This is a genomic window from Bradyrhizobium zhengyangense (genome assembly GCF_022012555.1).
Classification (GTDB): domain Bacteria; phylum Pseudomonadota; class Alphaproteobacteria; order Rhizobiales; family Xanthobacteraceae; genus Bradyrhizobium; species Bradyrhizobium zhengyangense.
This window is the reverse complement of record NZ_JAKLTZ010000004.1, coordinates 929,895-956,468: the sequence shown is the minus strand read 5'-3', so window position 1 is coordinate 956,468 and position 26,574 is coordinate 929,895. Positions and strand designations below refer to the sequence as shown.

Here is a 26,574-nt window from a genome sequence, read left to right as displayed (position 1 = left end):
TTTTATTCTGGATGGTGCGCCATTCGGCTTTGTTTTCATTAGATTTTCTCGACGCCGGCTGAGCGCGTTACCGTAAAACGCCCATGGTGTTTGGCGGTGCGTTGCGGTTTCCAACATTGACTTGCACCGTCGCAGTCGTTCCGACGATCAGGCGATCGACATCTTTGCGCGGGATGCGGATCCGAACCGGAATGCGCTGGGCGAGCCTGACCCAGGAGAACGATGGATTGACGCTGGCGAGCAGGCTGGACCCCAAACTTCGATCGCGGTCCTCGATTCCGCCAGCGATACTCTCGACCCGACCGCTCAGCGTCGTTCCGCTCATCAGTTTCACGTCAACGGCGTCACCGAGGTGGATCCGCGGGATCTTGGTCTCCTCGAAATAGCCTTCGACACGCACGGTGTCGATGTCGATCAGCGCCATGATGCCGCGCCCCGCGGCGAGATAGGTGCCGGGCCGTAAATCGAAATTGGTCACGCGGCCGTTCGCGGGTGCCCGGATTTCGGATCGATCGAGATCGAGCCGCGCGATCTGAAGGTCGGCCACGGCCTGACCATAAAGCGCCTTGGCTTGCAAATCCGTAGCGCGGATCGTCTCGCGCTGTTGCTGCGACACGACACCTTCGCTCAGCTTCTCGTATCGTGCGCGGTCGCTCGCTGCCTTCTCCGCGGCGGCTTCGCGGTTGGCCAGAGACGCCTCTGCTTGTTGGACGGCGAGGCGGAAACGGTCGGGATTCAGCCGCAGCAAGATATCACCCTTGCGGACGACCTGATTGTCCCGGACCAGCACCTCGTCGATCAGCCCGGAGACATCGGCGGCAACGGCGATGATGTCGGCGCGGACGCGGCCGTCCCGTGTCCATGGCGCCGCCTCATAATGCTCCCACATGCCGATGCCGACCGGTGCCGCGACGCTCACCATCAGGACAGTGAGCATCATGCGGGGAAACATCGAACTCATCGTTGTCATAGCGGCAGCTTTCCCAGAACAGCGTAGAAGATCTTGGTCAGAATGACGAAGACGGCGAAGTCGAACAGCGCGGGGTGCCACGCATACCTTCGAATATGGACGCCGATGAATTTGCGGTTGGCCGCGGAGGCGATAAAGCAGGCCGCGAGCGCACAAGCACAGGCCAGCGCTAACGTCGGAACGTAGACGCCGACAATGGCGATTTCCTCGTTCATGGCATGGCCTTGATGGACAAAGCATGAGCATCCGGAAACATCGTCCGACGCAGGCCGATCAGCGCGAGCGTTCGCTGCTGGCGGGCGGTCGTGTCTTTGCGCGTGTCGCACAGCGCGTTGTCGATCGCGGCCAGAAGGGCGCGCGCATCGTCAGGCTTCAGTTTCGCGTTGCCGCGGGCCAGCCAGCGGAATGCCTGCGACAGCATCGGCAGAAGCTGCTGGAGGCCAGGGTCGCTGCGCGCGTCCTCATGCACTGCGGCTTGCCTGAGCGCGAGCAGATCGAGTCCGATTTGCAGCGCGGCCAAGGGACGGGCTTCCACCGCGATGTCCGTCGTCGCGCCAGCCAGCCGAGGGATCACCAGGCCGAATCGATCAAGCATGATGCTGGTCCATCTGGCGCGGCTCATCGGCCGCCGTGCAGCAGCCAGCCTCGCCAGATCGGACCAGCCGTGGCGCAGCAGACGCTGCGCCGCTCCCGATGCCGACAGTGAACGCAGCAATCGAATTGCGATGAACGCTGTGAGAAGTCCGATCATCGCAGCCGCATTGCTATTGATGAACAGAGCGAAGTCGGCGCTGAATTTGTTCTGGAGGTCGAGCGCGCTGATCAGTCCGAGACCGAGCGCCAGCGCCTTGATGAAATGCCGGGGATTGGCCTGCAGATAGCCGATCACCAGAAAGGTCGGCGCCAGCGAGAACACCAGCATCGGAAAGCCGGTGATGGCCGGGAAGATCACGAACAGGTAGATCGCGGCGATCGGTAGGCAGGCCAGCGTCCAGAGCGCGTAGGAAATCAGCGTTGGCGCGGGATCGTCGAGGCTGCTGTAGAGCGCCGCGGCGATGGCGGCGATTTGCGTGGCGACGCCGCCTTCCGGCCACGCCGTCGTGATCCAGACCGTGCAGCAGCCGAGCACGGCGACGCCAAGAGCCACGACCGACAGAACGGCAAGGCCGGGATCGCTGTGCAGGCGTCGCCTCACGTGTCGATCCCGCAGGCCAGCTTGGCTCCAAGTGGCAGGGTGAGCACCGCTGTGCAATGCGCGCGACAGGTTTCGCGCGGCAGCCAGCGCTTCGATCAGCGTGGCCAATCTGGCCGCGGTTCCGGCCTCGATCAGCCGATCCCATTCGCTGCGATCGTCGCAACAGGTCGCTTCGAACGATGTGCACTTTCTGATCAGTTCGTCGGAAGTGGCCGGTGATCGCTCCGGCGCACGTGTCCAGTCGGCGAGTTCAGACAGCAGTTGGTTCAACTCGGCCGAGCGCCGCTCTCCCAAGGCGGCGAGTCCGTCCTCCACCGACAGCAGCATCGGCAAGACCAATGCGAGCTGGTCCTGCACGGCACCGATGGCGCGCAGGTCCGGCTTGCTCGCGGCGGTGTCGTAGCGCAGGTGCGTCGACAGGATCTCGATTTGCGTGATGTCCGCAGCGAGCTTCCAGCGTCCCGTATTCGGTGCCTTGTCGACGCGCGCGCAGAGCACATCGGTGGTCCGGGCGAAGGCGTCCGACAATGCGGCGCAGAGGGATTTCAGCACAGGAGTAGTGACGTCGCTCGGGAACAGCAGGGTGTGCACCAGGGTCGCACAGCCGATGCCGAGCAGGATCTCCTCGACACGCGACAGCGCGGTCACAAATACCATCGCCGGAACGTTGACGCTCGAGAACGCGATTGTCGTCGCGGTGTAGCCTGCCAGCAGGAAAGCATAGCTGCGCGGCGTGCGGTCCTGCAAGGAGATATAGAGGCAGAGTCCGGCCCATGCGGTAACGGCAACCGACAATAACGCGGGTTGATCGACCAGGATCGGGACCAGCGCCAGCGCCACGCAGGCGCCCAGCAATGTCCCGACAAAGCGGTAGACGGCTCGTGACCGAACCGCGCCGGCGAACGGCTGTGCGGTCAGATAGACCGTGAGCATCGCCCAATACGGCCGCTCCAATCCGAGCCGGAAGGCAAAATAGATCGCGAGCATTGCCGCGATGAAGGAGTTCGCCGAGAACAGCGCCCATTTCGGATCGAGCCGGCCGGGTGCTGCTGTTGCGAGAAGCCGAGACAGAAATGGTGAAGGCATGATGTGATCGTCCGTGAGGCACGGAGACCATAGGCGTTGCTGCGTCGAGAGAATTTCGTTATTCTGCCAATTAATTGCTAAAGGATGACAATGCGCGGCACGCTCTATCAGCACTATCGGCGGTTCGATCCTGACATTTTGGACCGTCCGATCGTGGCCGGCATGGTGGATACCCGGGAGCAGGAGGACGAAGTGCCGGTTCACATCCATCGCAAGGGACAGCTCGTCCTCGCCCAGCGCGGCGGTGTGACGTGCGAAGTGCCGAGCGGCCTGTGGATGGTCCCGCCGCGCTGCGGCGTCTGGATTCCCGGCGGTATGCCCCACAGCAATCGCGTCAGCGGCAACGCCAGCCTGCTGTTTCTCTATGTGGACATGGATGCGGCGAGCGTGCCGCAGGAATGCTGCACGCTGTCGATCTCACCGCTGTTGCACGAGCTGATCCATCGGATGGCGACGCTGCCCCCGCTCTACGATCCCGACGGCCCGCCCGCGCAGATCGCCGCGGTGCTCCTCAACGAGTTGATCGCCATGCCGACCGAACGGCTGCATCTTCCGATCACGCGGAGTTCGAAACTGCGTATGATCGCCGATGCCTTGATGGACAATCCGGCCGACCGTAGGACCGTGGCGGAGTGGGCGCAAGCCGTCGCGCTCGGCGAGCGGACGCTGATGCGCATTGTGCTCGCCGAGACCGGCATGACCTTCAGTCGCTGGCGTCAGCAGCTTCAGATCATCGTCGCCATCCAGAAATTGTCTGCTGGCAACACGGTTCAGTCCGTGTCCGAGGCGCTCGGCTACGAGTCGGTGAGCGCGTTCATCACCATGTTCAAGAAGGCGCTTGGCAAATCGCCGGCGCGCTACTTCTCCGAGCGGGAGGCCGGCCAGACTGGCCCGGGGGAGACCTGCCGCGAGACGAACTGCAAGCTTCGCCGGATGCCTGAGGTGCGGGACGCGCTCAATGGACTTTCGAAACGCGGATGGCTGGAGTTAGAGCGCTTCGTTTCGGACGATCTCGATGCCGAAGCCTGACAGTCCCTTGAAGTGATGCGTCGACGACGTGAGGTGACGGATGGAGCTGATCTTGAGATCCCGCAGGATCTGGGCGCCGACGCCGATCTCGCGCCATTGCCGATTACGGTCGTCTTCGCGCGAACTGATCGGGCCTAGCGGCGCAGGCGGAACGCCCGCCGCGCCGTCGCGCAGATAGACGAGCACGCCGCTGCCATTATCCTTGAAGCGTTGCAGAATGACGTCCATCTTGGCCTGTTCCTGACCCGAGAACAAATCGCGCAGGATGTTGGGTTTGTAGAAGCGCGTGAGGACGTTGGTGCCGTCGCCCAGTTCTCCGTAGATATAGGCGACGTGATGAATGGGGTCGAACGGCGAGCGATACGAATAGCCCTGGAGCGGGCCGATCGAGCTCTCCGCCGTGACGCTCGAGACGCGCTCGATCAGCGTCTCGCGGGCCTGCCGGAAGCTGATGAGGTCTGCGATGGTGACCTGTTTCAGCTTGTGCTTGTCGGCGAACGCCGCGACTTGCGGACCCTTCATCACCGAGCCATCGTCGTTCATCAGTTCGCTGATGACACCGACCGGCTCGAGACCTGCCAGTCTGCACAGGTCGACGGCGGCCTCGGTGTGACCCGAGCGCATGAGTACGCCCCCTTCTTTTGCGATCAGCGGGAAAACGTGTCCCGGCCGGCAAAAATCGCCGGCGCCGACGTTGGGGTTGGCGAGTGCACGGCAGCACGAGGCCCGCTCTTCGGCCGAGATGCCCGTACCGTTATCCGGCCGGTAGTCCACTGACACGGTGAACGCCGTGGTGTGAGCCGAGTCGTTGTTGACAACCATCGGGTCAAGCCGCAGGCGTCTCGCGTCTTCAAGGGTAATCGGAGCGCAGACGATTCCCGATGTATGGCGAATGATGAAGGCCATCTTCTCAGCCGTACACCGCGAGGCGGCAACGACGAGGTCCCCTTCGCCCTCGCGATCGTCGTCGTCGGTGACCACGACGATTTCGCCGTCGGCGAGCGCCTGCAGGGCCGCTTCGATCGATCCCGTCATCTCGGTCGCTCTCCTCGCTGGAACCGACGGGTGCTCGCGTTGGGTCGTGTGCAGATTGTCAGGCTCGCAGCGCCGCTCGAGCACTCTGCCGATCTTAACTTCACCATTATTGCCAACTGGCCGGAGCCCATGGCGGGGCGCCTCATAGCCTTTCCACGCTGTAGCTGGGACGATTGGTGTCGAGCCCGATCGGCGCATCGGACAGCAAAGGACTGGTTGGGTCGTATCGGGGTCTTGGTGAGCGCTCCAGAGGGCGCGAGGGGGTGGCGCAAGCCTTGACGGTGACCGGCCGATTAGCGTCGATCGGCAGCACGGTCTTGTGCGAAATGCGCTTGAGGGCCAGATTTGATCGAATGCTGCTGACGCCGGGAATGCGGGATAGTTTGTTGACAATCAGGTCTTCGAGATCTTCGATGTCGGCCGCCATGACGCGGAGCATGTAGTCGCTCTCACCGGTCATGAGATAGCATTCCATTACCTGGGCCAACCGGTCGATGGATCGGGTGAAATTCTCGAGGGACGTCTGGACCTGCTTTTCCAGCTTGATCTGGATGAAAGCCGTTACACCAATGCCGAGCACGGCGGGATCGAGAAGGGCGATCCGTCGATCGATCACGCCGAGCTTTTCCAGTGTTCTGACGCGTGCCAGACACGGCGACGGCGAGAGATTGACGCGTGATGCGAGCTCGACATTGGTCAAGCTCGCATTCTGCTGGAGCTCGTTGAGGATCTTGATATCTATTCTGTCGAGAGAGGTTGTCGACATCGCGTATCTCCCAAGTATGGCAGTCTTCTGCGGCGCGTATCACCGTCGTTTGCGGGGTGATGACAATCGCGTGGTAAAAGCTAACCGCAATTGCGCTTGTGGGATTTCGACAAATCGTCGATTTGTATCGAAAAACCGTCAACCTTCGCGTTGTGCATTGCGATCAAAAGGTTAGTTGCCTACTTCCGATACATTTTTTGCCCATGCGATATGCAGGCCGACGTTGATCCACGGATTCGGTCAAGATGTAATGCCCGCCGCTCCATCGATTGGCTCCCCGTGTCACTTGACGGGACGTGCAGCAGAGCTGGATGTCGAGAGCTGCCCTATTTCGTACAACCGCCTGTCGTCGCTGTGGCTTCGGTCCCACGTCGCTGACCACGCCGCGGGCGTTGCGCGAGACAAAAGGTTCGGCAGCAACGACGCCCACCTCGTCAATCAGAAAATGGCAAAGATCGGCCGGATGCAGAGTTGGATCTAGCGACTCGACGAGTCGTTACAGCATAAAATGCTGATGAAGCTTCTGTGACAGGCGTTGTTCAAGCAGTAATGCTGAGAGGCTCGGGCGACTATCCACCCACGATCGCACTTGGGTAGCGACGGTTTGGATGTCGAGCGTGAAACTGAAGCAAGTCTATTTGACAGCGAACGATCCTGGACGCCTGGCCGAGTTCTACGAAGGCCTGGGTCTGAAGGTGCGCTTCGCTGATCCCGGCAAGTGGATCCAGTTCGTGAGCGATGCGGCTGCGTTCTGCGTCGCCGGACCGACGGAGTCGGTCTCGGACCAGCTGCAAGATGCTGTTCTTGTCTTCGATGTCGATGACCTCGATGCCGCCATGGAGCGTGCCGCAGCCATGGGGGCGCAAGTCGGCGCTGTCCGGGACATGGAAAGTCACGGCCGTGCGGTGAAGGTGCGGGATCCGGGCGGTAACGTCATCCAGTTCTATCAAGCAGCCGGATAGCTCAGACGTTCACCGGGGCAGCGCTGCATGCCCGGACTCACAACCAGACAAAGAGGGCGCATCCATCCCATGAATCCAAGGGTCGTAGCCATGCCGTCCGCAACACCGCCGCTGTCCGAAACGAGCCCACTCGATGCCGCAGCATTCCGTGCTGCGATGCGCAGCGTGCCGGGCACCGTGTCGATCGTCACGACAGGCCGGGCGCCGAACCGCCATGGTCTGACACTGACGGCGGGCTGCTCACTGTCGGCGGCTCCGCCCAGCGTGCTGGTTTGCGTCAATCGATCTGCCGGTGCGCACGACACCATTCTCAGCAGTGGGTCGTTCTGCTGGAATATTCTAGGGGTCGAGCATCGCGATCTGGCGCTCAAGTTTTCCGGGCAGGACGGCAGCAAGGGCGATATCCGCTTCGGTGACGGTGTGTGGTGCGATCTCAAAACCGGAGCACCAAGTCTGGTCGGTGCGGTCTGCAGCTTCGATTGCCGCGTGGTGAATGCTTACAGCGAGAGTAGTCACACCATTTTCACCGGAGAGGTGGTGGCTCAGACCACGAGGGCCGGATGTGAGTCGCTCGTCTACATCGACGGATGTTTCGCCGCGCCAAAGGCGGTCTGAAACACAGGACGACGTCAGGCGCCGCTACGTTTCCGCTACAGCCAAGATGGAACCGATCAGCATGCAAGGAAGACGAAGACTTTCTATCGCGCATCCATCGGCGGCCGGTCGCTGATGCTGTCGCTCTGGCTCAATGTCATCGCCGGCGGGGTGCTCATCGGGCTGGTTTACGGGCTCGTCGCGCTCGGTCTCACCATCATCTTCGGCGTCATGCGCGTGGTCAATTTCGCTCATGGCGAGATGGTCGTGTTCGGGATCTACATCGGATACTGGACCGTTCGAATCTGGGACATCCCGATCGTTTTAGCCGCCGCGATCGCCGCGGTCGTCATGTTCGTGTTCGGCTATCTGCTAGAGACGCTCGTCGTGAAGCGGTTCGTCAATCGGCCGCATCATTATCAGTTCATCGTCTTCATCGGCCTCTCACTGCTTTTCAGCGGCGTATTGCTGATGTCGTTCGGTCCGGATCCGCGGCCGACGGCGTCTCAGTTGTCCTTCCAGACCGTGAGCGTGGGACCGCTCACCTTGGATTGGGCCCGCATCCAGGCGGCCGCTACGGCCGGACTGCTGATCGCCGCACTGGGAGCCTATCTGAAGTACTCCGCATTCGGCCGATCGCTGCGGGGCGCCGCCAATAATCGACTGGGCGGACTGGTGGTCGGGCTGAATATCCCTCGGGTCTATGCGGTGACCTTCGGCATCGGAGCCGCCTGCGCTGGCGTCGCCGGCGCATTGATCTCGCCGCTGTTCGATGCGCAACCCTATCTCGCCGTCGACTTCACGCTGCTGGCCTTCGTGACGGTGATCGTCGGCGGTCTCGGCAGCTTCGGCGGCGCTCTTCTGGGCGGCCTGACGATCGGGGTCGCCGAAGCGATCGCGGCCTTGATGTTCACGCCGTCGATGAAAACAGCACTCCCTTACGCGCTCCTGATCATCATCCTGATTTTCCGTCCGAGGGGGTTTTTCGGTGCAAAGGACATCTGATCAAGCCAGCGACACCAAGCGTTGGGGTGCCGGCGCTCTGGTCTTCGCCGCCCTGGCCGTGGTGGGTGGCATATCCAACGCCTACGTCATCTCACTTCTGACGATCGTCCTGTTGTTCACCTTCATGGGACAATCGTGGAACCTGATGCTCGGGATCGGCGGGCAGCTATCCATCGGTCACGCGCTGTTCGTTGGAATCGGTGCGTATGCGGTGGCGATCCTAAACATCAAATACGGCGTCACCCCGTGGATCGGTCTGCTGCTGGGCGCGGTGATTGCGGGCTTCGTCGGCGCGGTGCTGGCGTGGCTGAGCTTCCGCTTCGAGGTCCGTGGCATCTATTTCGCGCTGCTCACGATCGCGGCCGCCGAATTCGCCCGGATCATGTTCGGCGGGTGGGACTATGTCGGCGGCATGCAGGGCCTGTTCTATCAGGCGCCGAGCGGCACGATGGACCTCGGGATGCTGCGCGGTGACGCGCGGTTCTACTACTTCGTCGCGCTCGCGCTTGCGGCCATCGGCGTCGCAGGAACGGAGCTGATCTCGCGATCCTATTGGGGCTATGTCTGGCGGGCGATGCGGGACGACGAAGAGGCCGCCCGCGCACTGGGGGTGCGGACGTTTCGCCACAAGGTGCTGGTGGTCTCGATATCGGCCGCGACGGCCGCGGTCGGCGGCGGCGTGCTGGGCTTGGTGCAGGGTGCGATCTTTCCGGATTCGATCATGGGCATGGCGATCTCGGTCGACGTACTGATCGGCCCTGTGGTCGGCGGATTGGGCACTGCGTTCGGCCCGCTGGTCGGCTCGATGGCCGCGATCCCGCTGCATCACGCCATGGGGGCGCTCGGCGACAGCCTGGGGCTCCCCGGACTGAACAGCGTCGCCTACGGGGCGGTGCTGATCCTGGTCGTGTGGTTTCTGCCCGACGGCATCTGGCCGGCGATCGTCCGGCTCTACGAGGCGATCCAACTGCCGGCGCGCGGCCGGATCTCACAATTGCGGAAGGTCGAGGAATGACCGCGCTGCTCGAAGTGAAGAACCTGACCAAAGCGTTCGTTGGATTGGTCGCGGTCAATGACGTCAGCTTCTCACTGCAGGCAGGCCGCATCACCGCCCTGATCGGGCCGAACGGCGCCGGCAAGACCACCTGCTTCAATCTCGTCGCCGGGGCGCTGAGACCGACCGCCGGGCGGGTGCTATTCGAGAGGCGTTCGCTCGAGCGCGAGCCGCCCGAAGCGGTGTGCCGCATGGGCATTGCGCGCACCTTCCAGATCGTCCGACCGATGAAAGATATGTCGGTGCTCGAGAATGCCATGGTGGGCGCCTTCAGCTGGACGACGAACGTCAAGGAGGCGCGGGACAAGGCGTATGAGTCGCTCGAAAATGTCGGGCTCGCCGGCAAGGCGAATGCCCGGACGGATCAGTTGACGTTGCCCGATCGCAAGATGCTCGAGATGGCGAAGGCGCTCTCGACTCGCCCCAAGTTGCTGCTGCTCGACGAAGTGATGGCGGGGCTGCGTCCGACCGAAGCGGCAGGCGTCGTCGGCGTGCTGCACCGGCTCGCCGAGGGTGGACTGACGATCCTACTGGTCGAGCACGTGATGCGGATCGTGATGGAAGTGGCGTCGACCGTGGTGGTGCTACACCACGGCGCCAAGATCGCCGAGGGCAAGCCGTCAGAGGTGGTAGCGGATCCTGCGGTGCTGGAAAGTTATCTGGGAGCCGGTTTCCATGCCTGACGACGCGCTTCTCGAAATCGACGACCTGTGCGTGGCCTATGACGGCTCCAATGCGCTGAACGGCGTGTCGCTCCGCATCGGCAAGGGTGAACTGATCTGCGTGGTCGGCGCCAACGGCGCCGGCAAGACCTCTCTGATCCGATCAATCGCGGGGATCGTGCCGTCGTCGCGCGGTTCCGTCAGGATCAACGGAGTCGAAATCTCGCGGCGACCGCCGTGGGACATATGCGAAATGGGCATCGCTCAGGTCGCCGAGGGCCGCCAGATCTTCAGTGCGCTCTCCGTCGAGGACAATCTGCTGATCGGCGGCTCGCTGAAGCGGGCCAGGCACGACCTGGCAAATACGCTTGATTCCGTCTATCAGCTGTTCGGGCGACTTCGCGAGCGCCGCGACCAACTCGCCGGCACGCTGTCCGGCGGCGAGCAACAGATGCTGGCGATCGGTCGGGCGATCATGTCGAAGCCAGAAATCGTGATGTTCGACGAGCCGTCGATCGGACTGTCGCCGGCGCTGACCGATGTGATGTTCGGCGTCGTCAAATCCCTCAACGAGCAGGGCATCACGGTCCTTCTCGTCGAGCAGAATGTCGCCAAGTCGCTCGCGCTGAGCAGCCGCGGCTATGTGCTCGAGAACGGCTCCGTGGTGTTGCATGGATCTAGCCGCGATCTGCTCGAGAACCCCGATGTCCAGCGCGCCTATCTGGGATTGTGAGGCGCGCCGTCTCGGCGAGGCGTCGGGCGTTGCGGCTCTCGTCGCGCCGCCGTTCGGTCCACCGCTCCCCGGCTGTTGCAGCCGCCTCTCGCTTGGGTCTCATTGATGAACACTGCCACTTCTCTCCTGATCGAGCGTGATCAAGACCTGGTCACCATCACGATGAACCGGCCGCCGGCCAATGCGCTGAATGCGCAACTCATCGTCGAGTTGCTGGAGGCGATCCGGCGCCTTGCCGACGACGAGAATCCGCCCGGCATCGTGCTCACCGGAAGCGGCGACCGCTTCTTCAGCGCAGGCGGCGACATCAAGGAAGTCGTCGGGATCGACGTCGCTAGGCCGCGCATTCGGTTCTTCCACGAACTCCTCGTGGCGATGGAGAACTATCCGGGCCCGATCGTCTGCGCCGTCCGCGGCTATGCGGTCGGAGGCGCCCTGGAGTTTCTGCTGCATGCGGACTATGTTGTGGCCGATGCGGCGTGCAAGATTGGATTTCCGGAAATCAACCATGGCTTGCTGCCGGTGACCAAAGGCATGCGCCGGGCCGTCGAAAAGCTCGGCGTGCGGGCGGCGCAAGAGCTGCTGTACTGGGGCGAGCTCGTCGGCGCGGAGCGCGCCGTGGCGATCGGCGCCGTGAACGAGATCGTCCCGACCGAGGAGGTCGCATCCCGTGCGCGAGACGTGTGCGGCGTGTTGCGGCAGAAAGACCGCAAGCTGTTCCATGCCATCAAGCGATCGCTCAATCTCACCGCGCAAATGAGCGATCAGGCGCTCGAAAAAATGACCGTGGCCGACCTCGACGCCTACGTCACAGCCGAGAGCTCAACCAAAGCGCGTGCGATATTTTTGTCAAAGAACAGTAAGGGCTGAGCCGATGACGCGCGGATATCCCGATCAGATCTATCTGGAGCAGATGAGCCACGAGGAAGTCGCCGCGGCGCTGGCCGATGGGTGCACGACGGTAGTGATCCCGCTGGGGGCCGTCGAGCAGCATGGGCCGCATTTGTCTTTGGGCATGGATGCGGATCATGCCGATGCTCTGGCCGAGCGGATCGCGCGCAGCCGCGGCAACACGCTGGTGGCGCCGACCATCACGGTCGGCTGCTCGTCTCACCATCTGCCATTCGCGGGTACGATCTCGCTGCGGCCGGAGACGCTGGAAGCGATTTGTGTCGATTATTGCACAAGCCTGGCGCGGCACGGCTTCAAGCGTATCCTGATTCACTCGGGTCACATCGGCAATTTTCCGGTCCTGAAGGACGTGCTCGGTCGCTTGCGCGAGGTCGTCCCCTCGGATGTCGAGATCCTGGCGTTCTTCGACTCGACGAAATGGATCGACACGTGGCGCGATGCGGTGCGCGAAGCCGGAGGAGACGTGTTGGCCGTCGGCGGCCACGCCGACATCGCCGAGACGTCGCTGATGATGGTCATTAGGCCCGACAGCGTCAGACCGGACCGCTTCGAGGTGGGCCATCTTGGCGGCTTGTCGGAGGCTGATCTCGAACTGATGTGGAAGAACGGCATCCGATCGGTTTCGCAGAACGGCGTGATCGGAAGTCCGATCGGCTCGAGCTACGCCATCGGCGAAGCGTGCCTCGCGGCGGTCGCCGAGTTGCTGATCAAGACCTTCGATAGCGAGGCCGGAGCCGCCAGCGCCCGCCGTTGACGGTCAGCCCGTCCGCTGCGTGGCGAAGCTTCCCGGGGCGTCTGCCATGTTGCGAATGCTGACAGCATAAAATTCGGAAAGCGTTACTACGCAACGCGGCTTTCGGGCGAAAATATCGCCACGCCTATGAAACCCTGTGCCATCTCGCAAGCTAAGAGGATTGAGACATGGCACTTACGTTTGGGTTCTGGTCTGAACAGGAAACCCAGGTCGGCCACAGTTACTCGCGCAGGCTTCACGAACTAGTCGACGAAGTCCGTCTGGCCGAGAAGGTCGGCTTCGACTGCGTCGCGCTCTCCGAGCAGCACGTGGCACTGGGCGGGATCTCGAGCTCGGCGCCCGAAGTGGTGTTCGGCTATCTGGCCGCGGTGACGTCGCGCGTCAAGCTGCGCGCGGCGGTGACGCTGATGCCGCAGCGCATCAACCACGCCTTGCGTTCGGCCGAGCGGCTTGCCGTGACCGACATCCTGTCCAACGGCCGCATGGAATTCTACGGCGGCCGCGCCAACACCACCATCGCGATGCGGGCGTTCAACGTCGATCCGAACGAAACGCTGGCGCAGATGGAGGAAGGGCTGGCGCTGCTGAAAACGGCGATGCGCCAGGACATTTTCACGTTTGACGGCAAGTACTACCAGATCCCTCCGCGCCAGCTGGTTCCGAAGCCGCTGCAGAAGCCGCATCCGGTGATCGGGATCGCGGCGACCAGCGAGCGCAGTCATCTCTGGGCGGCCTCGCAGGGCTTCGCCGTGATGAGCAGCAACATCTATCAGGGCTGGGAAGCTCAGCAGAAGCTGATCGACGCCTATCAAAAAAACTGGAAGTGCGACGCGGAGGGACCGCTGCAGCGTCCGCGTATCGGCATTCCGCTGTTCATCGGCATCGGGAAAACGGACGAGCAGGCCAAGGCGGATTATGCCGGCCCGCTAATGCACTATGCCAAGATCTCGACCGATGCCTATCCGCGTCTCGCGGCGATTGCCGACGACTACAAATACATGGGGGAGAGCGTGCCGTCGATGGAGCGCGCCGCCAACGACTGGGACTATCTGGTCAACGAGTCGGCCACGACGGTGTGCGGCAGCCCCGATACGGTCATTCGTCAGATCGAGAAGTTCGAGGCCATGGGTATCGACGAGGTGCTGCTGCACATGGACTCCGTCCCGCACGAAAAGATCATGGAGGCGATCGACATGGTCGGTCGCTACGTCATCCCGCATTTCAACGACGGAAACAACGTCGTGCGGCCGACCGAGGAGATCCTCGGGCAGATCCGGCTGATGCGGACCCAGAAGCAGTAATCGAACGGTGAAATCAATGTCGCAATACGGCTACAAGTACCTGATCGTCGAGCAGCGCGCCACTGGCGTCGCGATCGTCACGATGAACCGCCCGGAGATCCTCAACGCGATCAACTGGGAGATGCACGAGGAGCTCGAAGACGTCTTCGTCAAGCTGGATCACGACAGTTCTGTCAACGCGATCGTTCTCACCGGTGCGGGCCGCGGATTTTGCTCTGGTGGCGATCAGAAGTCGCTGGATAAGGGAACGCTGCCGTCCCCGACGCGCAGCGGTCGCCACCTCATCCGCAACATGCTGGAAGTCGAAGTGCCGATCGTCGCGGCCGTCAACGGTGTCGCGGTCGGCCTGGGTGCCACGCTCGCGCTGTTCTGCGACGTGATCTATGCGAGCTCGACAGCCCGTTTCGCCGACACGCATGTCAATGCCGGCGTCGTCGCGGGCGATGGCGGCGCGGTGATCTGGCCGCTGCTGATGGGGCCGGTACGCGCGAAGCACTATCTGATGACCGGCGAATTCATCTCCGCTGAGAAAGCGGCTGCTATCGGTATGATCAACGAGGTGGTCGCAGACGGCAACGTTCTCGATGCCGCGATCGAATACGCCGAACTGCTGGCAAGCGGGCCGAAGGAATCGATCGTGTGGACCAAGTACAGCGTCAACAAGATCATCAAGCAGTACGCCCACCTGCTGCTCGACACCTCTGCGGCGCTGGAGATGTTGACGTTCAAGTCGCCCGAGCGGGCCGAGGCGGTTGCCGCATTCGCGGCCAAGCGCAAGCGTTTCGCGGAGCGCTGAGATGAACGTCGCTGAGATGACATCCGGCGCCCAGTTGGCGGATACGACCGTCGTGCAGCTTTTGGCCGCGCGACTCGCGGAGCGGCCCGACAAGATCGCCTTGCAACAAAAGCGTCACGGCGCCTGGACCGCCATGACGTGGGGCGCCTATGCGCAGCGTGTCGTGAACCTGGCCAGCGCGCTGCGGCGTGCTGGTCTCGAGCGCGGCGATCGGGTCGCGATCATGGGCGATTCGTCCGAGGAATGGCTGATCGCCGACATGGCCACGATGTGCGCTGGCGGCGTCATGGTGGGCGTTTACTTCACCTCGTCACCCGAAGAAGTGGCTTACTGCTTCACGGATTCAGGCGCGAAGTTCGCGTTCGTCGGCGGGGAGCCGCAGCTTCGCATCGTGCTCGCCTCCGGTCGGGCCGAGCAGCTCCGCGGCATCATCGTGCTCGACCCGGATTGGACCGGCGAGGCCTCGGCGTCGATCAAGTCGCTGGCCGACTTTGTTGGAGCACACGATGTCGATGCGCATGACTATCTGCAGAACGAGAGCGCGACAGCAAAGGCGTCCAATGTCGTCAGCATCGGCTATACGTCCGGGACGACCGGAAACCCCAAAGGGGCCATGCTGACGCACCTTTCCATTCTCGCCGGCGTTCATTGCATCACCCTGTTCGGCCCCAGCATGCGCGAAGAGGAACACCGGGTGGTCGTGCATTTGCCGATGTCGCACACTGTGGCGCGCGGGCAGGCGACCACGTTGCCGCTGATCGCCGACGCAGTTCCATATTTCGGCGAGACGACCGCGGACTTCGCCCAGACGATCAAAGAGGTGAAGCCGACCTACTATATGGCGCCGCCGCGGTTCTACCAGCGCTTTGCGACACAGATCCTCAGCAAGGTGCATCCCGCCGGGGAAGCGGGAGATCAGAACTACACGCTTGCCGTGACGATCGCGCGCAGGGCGCTCGAAGACCGTCAGCGCGGCCACGAGGATGCCTTCGTCTCGAAACTGTTCGCGGCCTGCCGCGAGCAAGTGTTCCTGCCGCTGCTCGCGGAGGTCGGTTTCGACGAACTGAAGGTCGCGTTCACCTCGTCGGCGGCGATGCCGTCCGAGCTGATGTCGCTGTGGCAGTTGTGGGGCTTGCAGCTCAAGGAGTGCTACGGCCAGACCGAACTGGTCGGTGCCAATCTGGTGCAGATGGCGGAGTGGCCGAAGGCCGGCAACGTCGGGGTCCCGCTGCCGGATCCGGCCTGGGAAACCGCCGTGCTCCAGGACGGCGAGATGATCGTCCGTGGACCGGGATTGTTCGCGGGCTATTGGAACAAGCCGGACGAGACGAAAGCGGCGCTTCGCGACGGCTGGCTCTACACCGGCGACATCGTCGAAGTGTCGCCGGAAGGAACCTTCAAGCTTGTCGACCGGAAGAAGGAGATCATCAACACGTCGAACGGCAAATCGATCAGCCCGACTCAGATCGAAAACGAGCTGAGGCACAGCCCGTTCATCTCCGAGGCGGCTGTGATCGGCGAGGGGCGAAAATATCTCACCGCCCTGATCGAAGTGGATGCCACCGCCACAATGGACTGGGCGAAGTCGCGCGACGACAAGATCGCGAGTTACGCGGACCTGGCAGGCTCCGAGATCGTCAACCGGCTGATCGAGGCGGAGATCGGCAAGGCCAACGGAAGGCTGGCGCGAGCCGAGCAGATCAAGGCGTTCCGCATTCTGCCGGAGGAGCTGTCGCTCGAGAACGGCGTGATGACGCCGACGCGGAAGAAGCGGCGCAAGCAGATCAACGAGCGCTATCAGTCGCTGATCGCGTCGCTCTACGACGAAACCGAGGAAGAATTGATCAAGGCCGAGATGGGCCTTTGAGGTCGGCGGTCGGTCCCAAAACGTACGAAGCTACCAGTCGAGATAAGATTTCACTCCTTCAGCAACAGGACATCGAGATGACCAAGCGAAGCGGAATCACGCGGCGGACGATTGTCGGAAGCGGATTGGGAATTGCGGTAGGCCTGGTATCAAGGCCATCGTTTGCGGCGAACACGAAAGTGAAAGTCGGAGCGATCATGCCCAGCAGCGGCGTGCTGGCGTTTCCCGGTCAGGCCTGCGTGCGCGGCATCGATCTCGGCGCCAAATTCGCGCGTGAGAAGTTCGGCCTCGACATCGAGATCGTTCACGCCGATACGCAAAGCCGTCCGGAGAACGGTCGGATTGCCGCCGAGAGCCTGATCCGGCAGGGCTGCACCGTGCTGATCGGCGCGTGGGATTCCGGTGCCACCATTTCGGCGCTGCAGGCCTGCGAGGCCGCCAAGGTGCCGATGGTGGTCCACATCGCGAGCGCCACCCAGGTAACTTCACAGGGCTTCACCCAGGTGTTCCGCTATTACCCCACGTCGCTGACCATCGTGCGGCAATCGTTGGCCGAACTGAAGTCCGTGCTCGGCACGCTGAAGGATCCGCCGAGCAGCGCCGTCGTTCTCCATCTCAACAACACGATGGGGCAGTCGACGGCGGCCAGCATCGATCAGGCGTGGAAGGAAGTGGATGTTCCGCTCAAGATCGCGCAGCACGTTGCCTATGACGAGAAGGCCAAGGATCTGTCGGTGGAAGTTGCCAAGGCGAAAGCGTCGGGTGCCGATGCGTTGATCTCAGTCACGCGCGTCAATGACGCGATCATGATCGCGCGCGAATGCATCAAGCAGGGCTGGGACCCGAAGATGGTGTTTTCGCCCAACTCCAACGGCGTGTCCGACAAGGCGTATCACGACGCGCTCGGAAAGTATGGTGACGGTCCGGTTCTGTCGGCGTTGTGGCTCAATCCCAAGGGCGCCGAGACCGACAAGATCATGAAGATGTTCGCGGCCGACTACCCGAACGACTGGTTCGATGCCAATGCGGGCTGCGCGTTCGAGGCGGTGCAGATCGTCGCAGACGCCGTGACGCGGGCGGCTTCGCCGGAGTCCGCGGCGATTCACGGCGCGCTCAAGAAGACCGACATGAAGCCGATCCTGATGTACGGCGACAACACCTCGTTCGACGAGACCGGCCAGAACATCCACTGTTCGATGGTGATGCTGCAGGGTTTGAAAGGCAGGCCTCGGGTGGTGGCTCCAAAGGCCATTGCGGAAGCGTCGCTCGAGTATCCGCTTGCGCCTTACAGCAAACGCTGACGTCGTTACGGGCGGCCCCGCGAAAGCGTCGCGGGGTCGCGGTCGTCAAGTGCCCAGGCAGGGACGTGCGAGCTAGGGCAAACTGTCCGAATTAATCAGGCGCGACCGCTCGGCAAGGAAGCGGCGAGGGCTCTTTCCCATCGTCTTCTTGAACATCGTGATGAACGCGCTGGGGGTTTCGTACCCCAGTTCCAGCGACACGGCCTGGACCGAAGTGCCCGCCGTGAGGCGTTGCATGGCGATCAGAATGTGGAGACGCTGGCGCCAGCGCCCGAAGGTCATCCCCGTTTCCTTGGCTATGAAGCGTGCGAAGGTACTCTCGCTCATCGCGTAGCGCGAGGCGACTTCGTCCATCGTGCTGCGGTCGCCCGGATTATTCAACAAGGAGGTCGCGAGGTGTTGAAGACGGGCGTCGGGGGAGATCGGCAAATACATTTCATCCGTCGTCGGCATCTGCACGAGTTCGTCGAGCAAAACCCGGCCGAGACGGCTGGTCGGTCCTTCCAGCGGATAGAGCGGTGGGAACACCGAGAGGCGGTGGATTAATTCCCGCACCAGCGACGTGATCATCAGCGTGCAGCAGGTCCGCGGCAGCATGCTGACCTGCGGATCGATGAACACTGTGTAGAGTTTGCCGAAATCGGCCACGCAATTGCTGTGCTGCACGCCGGCCGGGATCCATACCGCGCCTTGCGGAGGCACGATCCACAAGCCGCCGGGCGCCCGGCACATCACCGAGCCGTGAGATGCGACGACCAATTGGCCTTTGCGGTGTGAGTGCAGCGGCAGGTCGTCGTTGTCTTTGCTGGTTTCGAGACAGAATGAAGTGACGGGACGATCGAACTGATCCGGATCGACAGGATCATAGTTGATCCGAAGATCGGGCAGATCCATTCGCGCAAAATCGCGATCGAACTCGGTCTCGGGCGGCATTTCAATCCTGCCAATTCGTCAAGTCAGTCAAGCCTTGATGCAGATCCTGCTGCTAGCCGAGGTTAGCTGTTTTGAAAGGTCAGGTCACTAGTCGCGGCGAGCCGTCGAGTTCGCTGATCTGCGACAAGATGCCCGCTACTGCGGCGTGAGCGCGAGCGATGCGGCATGCTGCGCCGTGACCAAGCGGGAGCACCTGTCAGGCGGCCGACGGCTCGATCACTCGCCCGATTAAACCAACAGCAGAGAATGCTGCGATGCGAGCCTCCGCGTCCCGCCGGAGCCGGGCAATCCGTCGGAACGCGGCCGAATTCAGCAGCACGTGCCATAGCACCCGATGCTACCAAGTGCGGGCTTTCTCGGAGCCCGACGCATGACTGCACACATCGATCCGCCACGCAAGGTCGTCAACGCCGATCAGGATGCGGTCGAAACCGCCGATTGGCTCGCCTCGCTTGGATCGCTCCACCACAGCGCCGGTGCCGAGCGCGTGCGTTACATCCTGGCTTCGCTCGATCGGCGCGCGAAGGAGCTCGGCGTTCTGCCGGAATCTCCGCCGTTTTCGCCCTATCGCAATTCTATTCCGCTCGAGCAGCAGAAGCCCTACCCCGGCGACATCGCGATCGAGACCCGCCTGACGGCGATCATTCGCTGGAACGCGCTCGCGATGGTGGTCCGCGCCAACAAGGCCTATGGGGAACTCGGCGGGCACGTTGCCAGTTACGCCTCGGCCGCGGAGATTTTCGAAGTCGGTTTCAATCATTTCTTTCGCGCGTCAAGCTCCGAGTCGGAGGGCGACTTGGTGTATTTCCAGCCGCATTCGTCCCCCGGAGTCTATGCACGAGCGTATCTCGAAGGCCGACTGTCGGACGAAAATCTGAAGCTGTATCGCCAGGAACTGAGCGGCCCCGGTCTGTCGTCCTATCCGCATCCCTGGCTGATGCCGGAGTTCTGGCAGGTGCCGTCGGCGTCGATGGGCCTTGGGCCAATCAGCGCGATCTACCAGGCGCGGTTCATGAAGTATCTGCAGCATCGCGGCCTGGTGCAGACGGCTGGTCGTCACGTCTGGGGTGTGTTCGGCGACGGCGAGATGGACGAGCCGGAATCTATCGCCGGGCTCACCCTGGCGGCGCGGGAAAATCTCGACAACCTCACCTTCGTCGTCAATTGCAACCTGCAGCGCCTGGATGGGCCGGTCCGCGGCAACGGGCAGGTGATTCAGGAACTCGAATCACTTTTCCGGGGCGCCGGCTGGAACGTAATCAAGGTGCTGTGGGGATCGGACTGGGACGATATCTTCGCGCGCGATAGCAAGCATGCGCTGCTGCGCAAATTCGCCGACACCGTCGATGGCAAATATCAGACGCTCGGCGCCAAGGATGGGGCCTACAACCTCGCCCACTTCTTCAGCGAGGATCCCGAGGTCCGGGCGCTAGTTGCGCACATGTCGGACGCGGATATCGACGGCCTGAAGCGCGGTGGCCACGACTTCAAGAAGCTGTTCGCGGCCTTTGCCGCCGCGAAAGACATTAAGGGTCGGCCGACCGTCATTCTGGCGAAGACCAAGAAGGGCTACGGCATGGGCGGCGCCGGCGAGTCGCGCATGACGTCGCACCAGGCCAAGAAGCTCGATGTCGACGCGCTGTATGCGTTCCGCGACCGGTTCGCCCTGCCGCTCAGCAACGAGCAAGTCGAGGATCTGGAATTCTTCAGGCCTGCGGAAGACAGCGCGGAAATTCAGTACCTGCGCGCCCGTCGCGCGGCACTCGGTGGCTACATGCCGGCGCGGCGACGCGCTTCGGCGGCGCTGCCGGTGCCGCCGCTGCAATCCTACGCGGAGTTCGCGCTGCGCGGCGACGGCAAGGAGACGTCGACCACGATGGCGATCGTGCGGCTGTTCACCAATTTGCTCAAGGACAAAACGCTCGGCCCGCGCATCGTCCCGATCGTCGCCGACGAAGCCCGCACCTTCGGAATGGCGAACCTGTTCAGACAGGTCGGCATCTACTCGCCGGCGGGACAGCTCTACGAGCCGGAAGATGCCGGTTCGATGCTGTACTACAAGGAAGCGATCGACGGTCAATTGCTGGAGGAGGGGATCACCGAGGCGGGGGCGATTTCGTCATGGACCGCGGCGGCGACCTCCTATAGCATCCATAACTTCCCGTTGCTGCCGTTCTATATCTACTATTCGATGTTCGGCTTTCAGCGGATCGGCGATCTGATCTGGGCGGCGGCGGACCAGCGCGCGCGTGGCTTTTTGATCGGGGCGACGGCCGGCCGGACGACGCTCGGCGGCGAAGGCTTGCAGCATCAGGACGGGTCCAGCCATCTGATGGCGGCGACCGTTCCGAACTGCCGGGCCTACGATCCGGCATTCTCCTACGAGGTGGCCGTCATCGTCGATCACGGCATGCGGTCGATGCTCGAGCAGGGCAACGACGAGTTCTATTACCTCACGGCGATGAACGAGAACTATGCGCAGCCCTCGATGCCCGACGATGCACGCGACGGCATCATCAAGGGTCTCTATCGGGTTCTGCCGAGCGCTGACGGGCCGGCGAAGATTAGGCTGGTCGGCTCGGGCGCTATTCTCCCGGAGGCGCTCGCCGCCGCAGCGATGCTGCAAAGCGAATGGAAAGTGGCCTGTGAAGTCTGGTCGGCAACGAGCTTTTCCGAGCTGGCGCGGGAGGCGCGCGATGTGGAGCGAACTAATCGGCTCTCGCCACTGTCGACCCCGGTCGAGAGCCACGTCGTACAATGCCTCGGCGGCAAGGTGCCGATCGTCGCGGCATCGGATTATGTCCGGGCGTATCCGCAACTGATCGGTTCTTACATCGAGGCGCCCTATACGGTGCTAGGCACCGACGGCTTCGGGCGCAGCGATACACGCGCCGCGCTGAGATCGTTCTTCGAGGTCGATCGCAAGCAGATCGTCGTTGCGGCGCTGTCGGCGCTGGCAAAATTGGGTCAAGTGGCGCGTGAGCAGGTCGCCGAAGCCATCGCCAGCTACGAATTGCCGACCGGCGTTGCATCGCCTTGGTCGCGCTAAGAGAGGGCGGAGCGCGCATGTCTCGTTCAATTGAAGTCGTTCTGCCAGATATTGGGGACTACAAGGATGTTCCGGTAGTCGAAATCAATGTGTCGGTCGGCGACGAGGTCACGATCGACATGCCGTTGCTGTCGATCGAGTCCGACAAGGCGACGATGGAGGTGCCATCCCCGGCCGCAGGCACGGTGGCCAAACTGATGATCGACGTCGGGGTGCGGGTTTCTCAAGGTTCGGTTCTGATGGTCCTCGAAGGGCGCGGCGAATCCACCGCGCCTCCGCCGGCGACTGCGTCGGCACCGCAGGTGGAGCAACGGATCTCGCAGCAGGAGACGCTGTTACGGCCGGCGCCCGTGGCTCCAGTCGATGACTCGCGAGCACGTGCACAGCAGCTGCAGCTTAGCGGGGCGGCGCATGCATCGCCGTCGGTCCGCGCTTTGGCGCGTGAGCTCGGCGTGACGCTGGACTCTGTCGTGCCCACAGGCCCCAAGGGCCGGATTTTGCGCGAGGATGTGGCGGCCTTCGTCAACGGACTGGTGCGATCGAGACCGGCGACGGCGCCTGAGCCCGGCGCCCCGGTCGATTGGCCCAAGGTGGATTTCGAGAGGTACGGCGCGGTCGAGCGCCTGCCGCTGACACGGATCCAGAAGCTGACCGGTACGAACCTCTCGCGCAACTGGAGCGTCATTCCCCATGTAACGAATTTCGACAGAGCGGATGTGACCGACGCCGAAGCCTTTCGTCAACTCGCCAATGCCGAGGCCGCGAAGGACACGGCGAAGCTCACCATGGTGTCGCTGCTGATCAAGGCCGCGGCCTTGGCGCTGCAGAAATACCCGCGCTTCAATTCGTCGCTCGATGGCGATGAGTTGATCCTCAAGCACTATGTCCACATCGGCGTCGCTGTCGACACGCCGAGAGGTCTGGTCGTGCCGGTGATCCGGGACTGCGATAAGAAGGGCTTTCGGCAAATTGCCGCGGAGATGCGCTCGCTCGCCGACAAGGCGCGCGCGGGGCAGCTCGCGTCGGGCGACATGCAGGGCGGCTGTTTCTCGGTGTCGTCTCTCGGAGGCATCGGCGGTCAGGGATTTACGCCCATCATCAACGCGCCCGAGGTGGCGATCCTCGGCGCCGGGCGGGCCGCCACCGAGGCGGTCTGGAACGGCCGCGAGTTTGAACCGCGCCTCATCCTTCCGATGAGTCTGTCGTGGGATCACCGGGTCGTCGACGGCGTGGCTGGGGCCCGGTTCCTGGGCTTCGTCGCGTCGGTGCTCTCCGATCTGCGGCGCTTCGCGTTGTGAGGACGCAGATGCGGACAGAGGAAATCCGGGTCCCCGACATCGGGGATTTTCGAGACGTCGAGGTCGTCGAGGTCCACGTCAGGGCGGGCGACGTCGTCGTGCGAGAGCAGGCGTTGATCACAGTGGAATCCGACAAGGCCACGCTGGAGATTCCGTCGCCGATCGCAGGGGTGATCACGAGCATGTCGCTGCGTGTTGGAGACAAGGTGTCTCAAGGCTCCATGATTGGCACGGCGTCGGCGTCGGACGAAGCGGGCGCGCAAGGCGAGACGATCTCAGCGGATCAGGATGTTGGCCAGCGCGCAACAGATTATACGCGCTACGATCTTGTCGTGATCGGAGGCGGGCCGGGCGGCTATTCAGCAGCGTTTCGGGCCGCAGACCTTGGACTGAACACCGCGATCATCGAACGCTACGGCACCTTGGGCGGAGTTTGCCTGAACGTTGGATGTATCCCGTCGAAGGCGCTGCTTCATGTTGCGGCCGTCAAGGAGGAAGCCGAACGGATCGCGGACAAGGGCATTCGCTTCGCCGCGCCGCAGATCGATCTGCAGGAGCTGCGCGCCTTCAAGCACGGCACTGTCAAGAAGCTGACGGATGGGCTGAGCCAGATGGCAGCAGCGCGCCGCGTCACGGTGATCCGCGGCATCGCGAAATTCGCCTCCGCCACGCGGCTCGAGATTGTCGGTGAGGGGGCAGGCTCGCAGCAAATTGAATTTGGTCAATGCATCATCGCCACGGGCTCGCGCGCGGTGCAGCTAGCGGTGCTTCCCAAGCATGAGCGGGTCGTGACCTCGACCGGCGCGCTCGCGCTGCGAAGCATTCCGGGCCGCATGCTCGTGATCGGAGCGGGGATCATCGGGTTGGAGATGGCGACCGTCTACAACTCGCTCGGCACCAAGATCGATCTTGTCGAAAGGCTTCCCGATATCCTGGCGGGCGTGGATGCCGACGCGGTGAAGATCTGGCGTTCGCGCAACGCGCATCGCTTCGAGCATATCGACGTCGTAAGCAGCGTATCAACCGCCGAAATCACGCCGGACGGCGTGAGGGTCGGTACCACAGGCGCATCGGTACGGACACGATCGTACGATTTGGTGTTGCAATCAGCCGGCCGTGTTCCTAACAGTAGCGAACTCGGCCTCGAACGGATCGACGTTGCCATCGATTCGAACGGCTTCATTCAGGTCGACGAGCAGATGAGAACGACGGCGCGCAACGTCTTCGCCATCGGCGACGTCGTCGGCGGTTCGATGCTGGCGCACAAGGCCGTTCACGAGGGGCACGTCGCCGCGGAAGTAGCTGCCGGGAAGCCGGCGGCCTTCACCGCGAAGATCGTCCCCAATGTCGCCTACACCGATCCTGAGATCGCCTGGGTCGGCAAGTCCGAGCGTGATGTCGCCGAATCCGGACGGAAGATCCGTTCGACAAAATTCCCATGGGCCGCGTCCGGCCGGGCCATCGCGTCGGGCGCATCCTATGGCATGACGAAGCTGCTGTTCGACGCCGAAACCGGTCGCATCGTCGGGGGCGTGATCGTCGGACCGCATGCCGGCGATATGATCGGGGAAATCTGTCTCGCTATCGAAATGGGGGCTGACGCGATCGATATCGGAAAGACCATTCACCCGCATCCGACCCTCGGCGAGACGATCGGCATGGCTGCCGAAGTCCATGAGGGCATTTGCACCGACCTGCCTCCAATCGCCAGAAAGCGGTAGATCAGTTGGCCCAATCGATGTCCGTTATCGAAGCCCTTGAACAACGTCGCGCCGGTGCCAAACTCGGCGGCGGCGAGAAGCGCATCGACGCGCAGCATGCGCGCGGCCGCCTCACCGCGCGGGAGCGGATCGACCTGCTGCTCGACAAGCATTCGTTCGAGGAGATGGACATGTTCGTCCAGCACCGCTCGACCGAATTCGGGATGGAGAAGACCAAGATTCCGGGAGACGGCGTGGTCACCGGCTGGGGTACCGTCAACGGCCGCAAAACGTTTGTCTTCGCCAAGGATTTTACGGTGTTCGGCGGCTCGCTGTCCGAGACCCACGCGCTGAAGATCACAAAGCTCCAGGACTTGGCGATGAAGGCGCGCGCGCCCATCATCGGCCTCTATGATGCCGGCGGCGCGCGCATCCAGGAGGGCGTCGCCGCGCTCGCCGGCTATTCCTACGTGTTCCGCCGCAACGTGCTTGCCTCCGGCGTGATCCCGCAGATCTCGGTCATCATGGGCCCCTGCGCCGGTGGCGACGTCTACTCGCCGGCCATGACCGACTTCATCTTCATGGTGAAGAACACCAGCTACATGTTCGTCACCGGCCCCGACGTCGTGAAGACGGTCACCAACGAGGTCGTCACCGCCGAAGAGCTCGGCGGCGCCTCGGTGCACGCCACGCGCTCCTCGATTGCGGACGGCGCCTTCGAGAACGATGTCGAGACGATTTTGCAGATGCGCCGTCTCATCGACTTCCTGCCGGCGAACAACACCGACGGCGTGCCGGAATGGCCGAGCTTCGATTCCATCGAGCGGGTCGACATGTCGCTGGACACGCTGATCCCCGACAATCCGAACAAGCCCTACGACATGAAGGAACTGATCCTGAAAGTCGTGGACGAGGGCGACTTCTTCGAGATCGCCGAGGGTTTTGCCAAGAACATCGTCACCGGCTTTGGCCGCATCGCCGGCCGCACCGTCGGTTTCGTCGCCAACCAGCCGATGGTGCTGGCGGGCGTGCTCGACTCTGACGCCTCGCGCAAGGCCGCGCGCTTCGTTCGCTTTTGTGATGCCTTCAACATCCCGATCGTCACCTTCGTCGACGTGCCGGGCTTCCTGCCGGGCACCGCGCAGGAATATGGCGGCCTGATCAAGCACGGCGCGAAACTGCTGTTCGCCTATTCGCAGTGCACCGTGTCGCTCGTCACCATCATCACCCGCAAGGCCTATGGCGGCGCCTTCGACGTCATGGCCTCCAAGGAGATCGGCGCCGACCTCAACTACGCCTGGCCGACCGCCCAGATCGCGGTGATGGGCGCCAAGGGCGCGGTCGAGATCATCTTCCGCTCCGACATCGGCGACCCCGACAAGATCGCGGCGCGCACCAAGGAATACGAAGACCGCTTCCTGTCGCCGTTCATCGCGGCGGAACGCGGCTACATCGACGACGTCATCATGCCGCACTCGACCCGCAAGCGCATCGCCCGCGCGCTGGAGATGCTTAGGGACAAGAAGGTCGAGATGCCGGCCAAGAAGCACGACAACATTCCGTTGTAGGAAG

23 protein-coding genes are annotated in these 26,574 nt (G+C 62.8%); 17 read left to right on the top strand and 6 right to left on the bottom strand.

The annotated features are described in order from the left end of the window. Window positions 1-67: 67 nt before the first annotated feature. Genes L6639_RS19985 through L6639_RS19975 form a run of 3 tightly spaced genes read right to left on the bottom strand, consistent with a single transcriptional unit; the run spans window position 68 to window position 3,251 of the window. Window positions 68-970, bottom strand: a complete 903-nt coding sequence (locus tag L6639_RS19985) for an efflux RND transporter periplasmic adaptor subunit (RefSeq protein ID WP_237863306.1) — start codon at window positions 968-970, stop codon at window positions 68-70. Continuing rightward, complete coding sequence (locus L6639_RS19980; protein WP_237863305.1) at window positions 967-1,185, bottom strand: DUF1656 domain-containing protein; 219 nt, start codon at window positions 1,183-1,185, stop codon at window positions 967-969. Before L6639_RS19980 ends, L6639_RS19985 begins: the two co-directional genes overlap by 4 nt. Next, window positions 1,182-3,251 (bottom strand): FUSC family protein, encoded by a 2,070-nt coding sequence (locus tag L6639_RS19975; RefSeq protein ID WP_237863304.1) that lies wholly within the window; start codon window positions 3,249-3,251, stop codon window positions 1,182-1,184. The genes L6639_RS19980 and L6639_RS19975 overlap by 4 nt, the downstream gene beginning before the upstream one ends. A 90-nt stretch (window positions 3,252-3,341) precedes the next feature. Here L6639_RS19975 and L6639_RS19970 point away from each other — a divergent pair, with 90 nt between their 5' ends. After that, window positions 3,342-4,280 carry an AraC family transcriptional regulator gene (locus L6639_RS19970; RefSeq protein WP_237863303.1) on the top strand — a complete coding sequence of 313 codons (939 nt, stop codon included), beginning with the start codon at window positions 3,342-3,344 and terminating at the stop codon, window positions 4,278-4,280. Here the strand turns inward: L6639_RS19970 and ribB are convergent. Continuing rightward, on the bottom strand, window positions 4,239-5,315 hold the full coding sequence (ribB, locus tag L6639_RS19965; RefSeq protein ID WP_195787495.1) for a 3,4-dihydroxy-2-butanone-4-phosphate synthase: 1,077 nt from the start codon (window positions 5,313-5,315) through the stop codon (window positions 4,239-4,241). The two genes, L6639_RS19970 and ribB, sit on opposite strands and share 42 nt — an antisense overlap. 142 nt (window positions 5,316-5,457) lie before the next feature. Then, on the bottom strand, window positions 5,458-6,081 hold the full coding sequence (locus tag L6639_RS19960) for an Lrp/AsnC family transcriptional regulator (protein WP_195787496.1): 624 nt from the start codon (window positions 6,079-6,081) through the stop codon (window positions 5,458-5,460). A 608-nt stretch (window positions 6,082-6,689) separates the two neighbouring features. Between L6639_RS19960 and L6639_RS19955 the strand changes: the two genes are divergently transcribed. The 12 genes from L6639_RS19955 to L6639_RS19900 all read left to right on the top strand — a co-directional run bounded on the left by L6639_RS19955 (window position 6,690) and on the right by L6639_RS19900 (window position 18,022). Beyond that, on the top strand, window positions 6,690-7,043 hold the full coding sequence (locus L6639_RS19955) for a VOC family protein (protein ID WP_183233617.1): 354 nt from the start codon (window positions 6,690-6,692) through the stop codon (window positions 7,041-7,043). 27 nt (window positions 7,044-7,070) lie between these two features. After that, window positions 7,071-7,658: a flavin reductase family protein gene (locus tag L6639_RS19950; RefSeq protein ID WP_237863301.1), complete on the top strand. Its 588-nt coding sequence runs from the start codon at window positions 7,071-7,073 to the stop codon at window positions 7,656-7,658. A gap of 114 nt (window positions 7,659-7,772) precedes the next feature. Continuing rightward, window positions 7,773-8,642, top strand: a complete 870-nt coding sequence (locus L6639_RS19945; protein ID WP_092215465.1) for a branched-chain amino acid ABC transporter permease — start codon at window positions 7,773-7,775, stop codon at window positions 8,640-8,642. Beyond that, entirely contained in the window at window positions 8,626-9,657 is a 1,032-nt protein-coding gene (locus L6639_RS19940) for a branched-chain amino acid ABC transporter permease (RefSeq protein WP_237863300.1), read from the top strand. Before L6639_RS19945 ends, L6639_RS19940 begins: the two co-directional genes overlap by 17 nt. Next, entirely contained in the window at window positions 9,654-10,379 is a 726-nt protein-coding gene (locus L6639_RS19935; protein ID WP_028140599.1) for an ABC transporter ATP-binding protein, read from the top strand. The genes L6639_RS19940 and L6639_RS19935 overlap by 4 nt, the downstream gene beginning before the upstream one ends. After that, on the top strand, window positions 10,372-11,091 hold the full coding sequence (locus tag L6639_RS19930; protein ID WP_061881451.1) for an ABC transporter ATP-binding protein: 720 nt from the start codon (window positions 10,372-10,374) through the stop codon (window positions 11,089-11,091). Before L6639_RS19935 ends, L6639_RS19930 begins: the two co-directional genes overlap by 8 nt. 105 nt (window positions 11,092-11,196) lie before the next feature. After that, window positions 11,197-11,961 carry an enoyl-CoA hydratase/isomerase family protein gene (locus L6639_RS19925; RefSeq protein WP_338076548.1) on the top strand — a complete coding sequence of 255 codons (765 nt, stop codon included), beginning with the start codon at window positions 11,197-11,199 and terminating at the stop codon, window positions 11,959-11,961. Window positions 11,962-11,965: 4 nt separating this feature from the next. After that, window positions 11,966-12,757 (top strand): creatininase family protein, encoded by a 792-nt coding sequence (locus tag L6639_RS19920; protein WP_195787498.1) that lies wholly within the window; start codon window positions 11,966-11,968, stop codon window positions 12,755-12,757. Between the two features lie 167 nt (window positions 12,758-12,924). Then, window positions 12,925-14,058, top strand: a complete 1,134-nt coding sequence (locus tag L6639_RS19915; protein WP_007594451.1) for an LLM class flavin-dependent oxidoreductase — start codon at window positions 12,925-12,927, stop codon at window positions 14,056-14,058. Window positions 14,059-14,074: 16 nt separating this feature from the next. Next, on the top strand, window positions 14,075-14,854 hold the full coding sequence (locus tag L6639_RS19910; protein ID WP_007594449.1) for an enoyl-CoA hydratase/isomerase family protein: 780 nt from the start codon (window positions 14,075-14,077) through the stop codon (window positions 14,852-14,854). Window position 14,855: 1 nt separating this feature from the next. Beyond that, window positions 14,856-16,721 carry an AMP-dependent synthetase/ligase gene (locus tag L6639_RS19905; RefSeq protein WP_237863299.1) on the top strand — a complete coding sequence of 622 codons (1,866 nt, stop codon included), beginning with the start codon at window positions 14,856-14,858 and terminating at the stop codon, window positions 16,719-16,721. Window positions 16,722-16,798: 77 nt separating this feature from the next. After that, entirely contained in the window at window positions 16,799-18,022 is a 1,224-nt protein-coding gene (locus L6639_RS19900; protein ID WP_195787501.1) for an ABC transporter substrate-binding protein, read from the top strand. A 72-nt stretch (window positions 18,023-18,094) separates the two neighbouring features. Here L6639_RS19900 and L6639_RS19895 read toward each other — a convergent pair whose 3' ends face one another. After that, entirely contained in the window at window positions 18,095-18,955 is an 861-nt protein-coding gene (locus tag L6639_RS19895) for an AraC family transcriptional regulator (RefSeq protein ID WP_195787502.1), read from the bottom strand. A 370-nt stretch (window positions 18,956-19,325) separates the two neighbouring features. Here L6639_RS19895 and mdeB point away from each other — a divergent pair, with 370 nt between their 5' ends. The 4 genes from mdeB to L6639_RS19875 are packed head-to-tail and all read left to right on the top strand — an operon-like array spanning window position 19,326 to window position 26,570. Beyond that, window positions 19,326-22,004, top strand: coding sequence for an alpha-ketoglutarate dehydrogenase (gene mdeB, locus L6639_RS19890; protein ID WP_237863297.1), 2,679 nt, complete (start codon window positions 19,326-19,328; stop codon window positions 22,002-22,004). Window positions 22,005-22,021: 17 nt separating this feature from the next. Beyond that, window positions 22,022-23,302, top strand: a complete 1,281-nt coding sequence (locus L6639_RS19885; RefSeq protein WP_237863296.1) for a 2-oxo acid dehydrogenase subunit E2 — start codon at window positions 22,022-22,024, stop codon at window positions 23,300-23,302. 8 nt (window positions 23,303-23,310) lie between these two features. Beyond that, entirely contained in the window at window positions 23,311-25,023 is a 1,713-nt protein-coding gene (gene lpdA, locus L6639_RS19880; RefSeq protein WP_237863295.1) for a dihydrolipoyl dehydrogenase, read from the top strand. Between the two features lie 17 nt (window positions 25,024-25,040). Beyond that, a complete protein-coding gene (locus L6639_RS19875) occupies window positions 25,041-26,570 on the top strand; it encodes an acyl-CoA carboxylase subunit beta (protein WP_237863294.1) in 1,530 nt (509 codons plus the stop codon). The last annotated feature ends 4 nt before the right edge of the window (window positions 26,571-26,574 follow it).

What these genes read in the sequence shown, in the direction of transcription:
- L6639_RS19985 (WP_237863306.1), bottom strand. Translation starts at nt 970, where the DNA reads ATGACAACGATGAGTTCGATGTTTCCCCGCATGATGCTCACTGTCCTG.
- L6639_RS19980 (WP_237863305.1), bottom strand. Translation starts at nt 1,185, where the DNA reads ATGAACGAGGAAATCGCCATTGTCGGCGTCTACGTTCCGACGTTAGCG.
- L6639_RS19975 (WP_237863304.1), bottom strand. Translation starts at nt 3,251, where the DNA reads ATGCCTTCACCATTTCTGTCTCGGCTTCTCGCAACAGCAGCACCCGGC.
- L6639_RS19970 (WP_237863303.1), top strand. Translation starts at nt 3,342, where the DNA reads ATGCGCGGCACGCTCTATCAGCACTATCGGCGGTTCGATCCTGACATT.
- ribB (WP_195787495.1), bottom strand. Translation starts at nt 5,315, where the DNA reads ATGACGGGATCGATCGAAGCGGCCCTGCAGGCGCTCGCCGACGGCGAA.
- L6639_RS19960 (WP_195787496.1), bottom strand. Translation starts at nt 6,081, where the DNA reads ATGTCGACAACCTCTCTCGACAGAATAGATATCAAGATCCTCAACGAG.
- L6639_RS19955 (WP_183233617.1), top strand. Translation starts at nt 6,690, where the DNA reads ATGTCGAGCGTGAAACTGAAGCAAGTCTATTTGACAGCGAACGATCCT.
- L6639_RS19950 (WP_237863301.1), top strand. Translation starts at nt 7,071, where the DNA reads ATGCCCGGACTCACAACCAGACAAAGAGGGCGCATCCATCCCATGAAT.
- L6639_RS19945 (WP_092215465.1), top strand. Translation starts at nt 7,773, where the DNA reads ATGCTGTCGCTCTGGCTCAATGTCATCGCCGGCGGGGTGCTCATCGGG.
- L6639_RS19935 (WP_028140599.1), top strand. Translation starts at nt 9,654, where the DNA reads ATGACCGCGCTGCTCGAAGTGAAGAACCTGACCAAAGCGTTCGTTGGA.
- L6639_RS19930 (WP_061881451.1), top strand. Translation starts at nt 10,372, where the DNA reads ATGCCTGACGACGCGCTTCTCGAAATCGACGACCTGTGCGTGGCCTAT.
- L6639_RS19925 (WP_338076548.1), top strand. Translation starts at nt 11,197, where the DNA reads ATGAACACTGCCACTTCTCTCCTGATCGAGCGTGATCAAGACCTGGTC.
- L6639_RS19920 (WP_195787498.1), top strand. Translation starts at nt 11,966, where the DNA reads ATGACGCGCGGATATCCCGATCAGATCTATCTGGAGCAGATGAGCCAC.
- L6639_RS19915 (WP_007594451.1), top strand. Translation starts at nt 12,925, where the DNA reads ATGGCACTTACGTTTGGGTTCTGGTCTGAACAGGAAACCCAGGTCGGC.
- L6639_RS19910 (WP_007594449.1), top strand. Translation starts at nt 14,075, where the DNA reads ATGTCGCAATACGGCTACAAGTACCTGATCGTCGAGCAGCGCGCCACT.
- L6639_RS19905 (WP_237863299.1), top strand. Translation starts at nt 14,856, where the DNA reads ATGAACGTCGCTGAGATGACATCCGGCGCCCAGTTGGCGGATACGACC.
- L6639_RS19900 (WP_195787501.1), top strand. Translation starts at nt 16,799, where the DNA reads ATGACCAAGCGAAGCGGAATCACGCGGCGGACGATTGTCGGAAGCGGA.
- L6639_RS19895 (WP_195787502.1), bottom strand. Translation starts at nt 18,955, where the DNA reads ATGCCGCCCGAGACCGAGTTCGATCGCGATTTTGCGCGAATGGATCTG.
- mdeB (WP_237863297.1), top strand. Translation starts at nt 19,326, where the DNA reads ATGACTGCACACATCGATCCGCCACGCAAGGTCGTCAACGCCGATCAG.
- L6639_RS19885 (WP_237863296.1), top strand. Translation starts at nt 22,022, where the DNA reads ATGTCTCGTTCAATTGAAGTCGTTCTGCCAGATATTGGGGACTACAAG.
- lpdA (WP_237863295.1), top strand. Translation starts at nt 23,311, where the DNA reads ATGCGGACAGAGGAAATCCGGGTCCCCGACATCGGGGATTTTCGAGAC.
- L6639_RS19875 (WP_237863294.1), top strand. Translation starts at nt 25,041, where the DNA reads ATGTCCGTTATCGAAGCCCTTGAACAACGTCGCGCCGGTGCCAAACTC.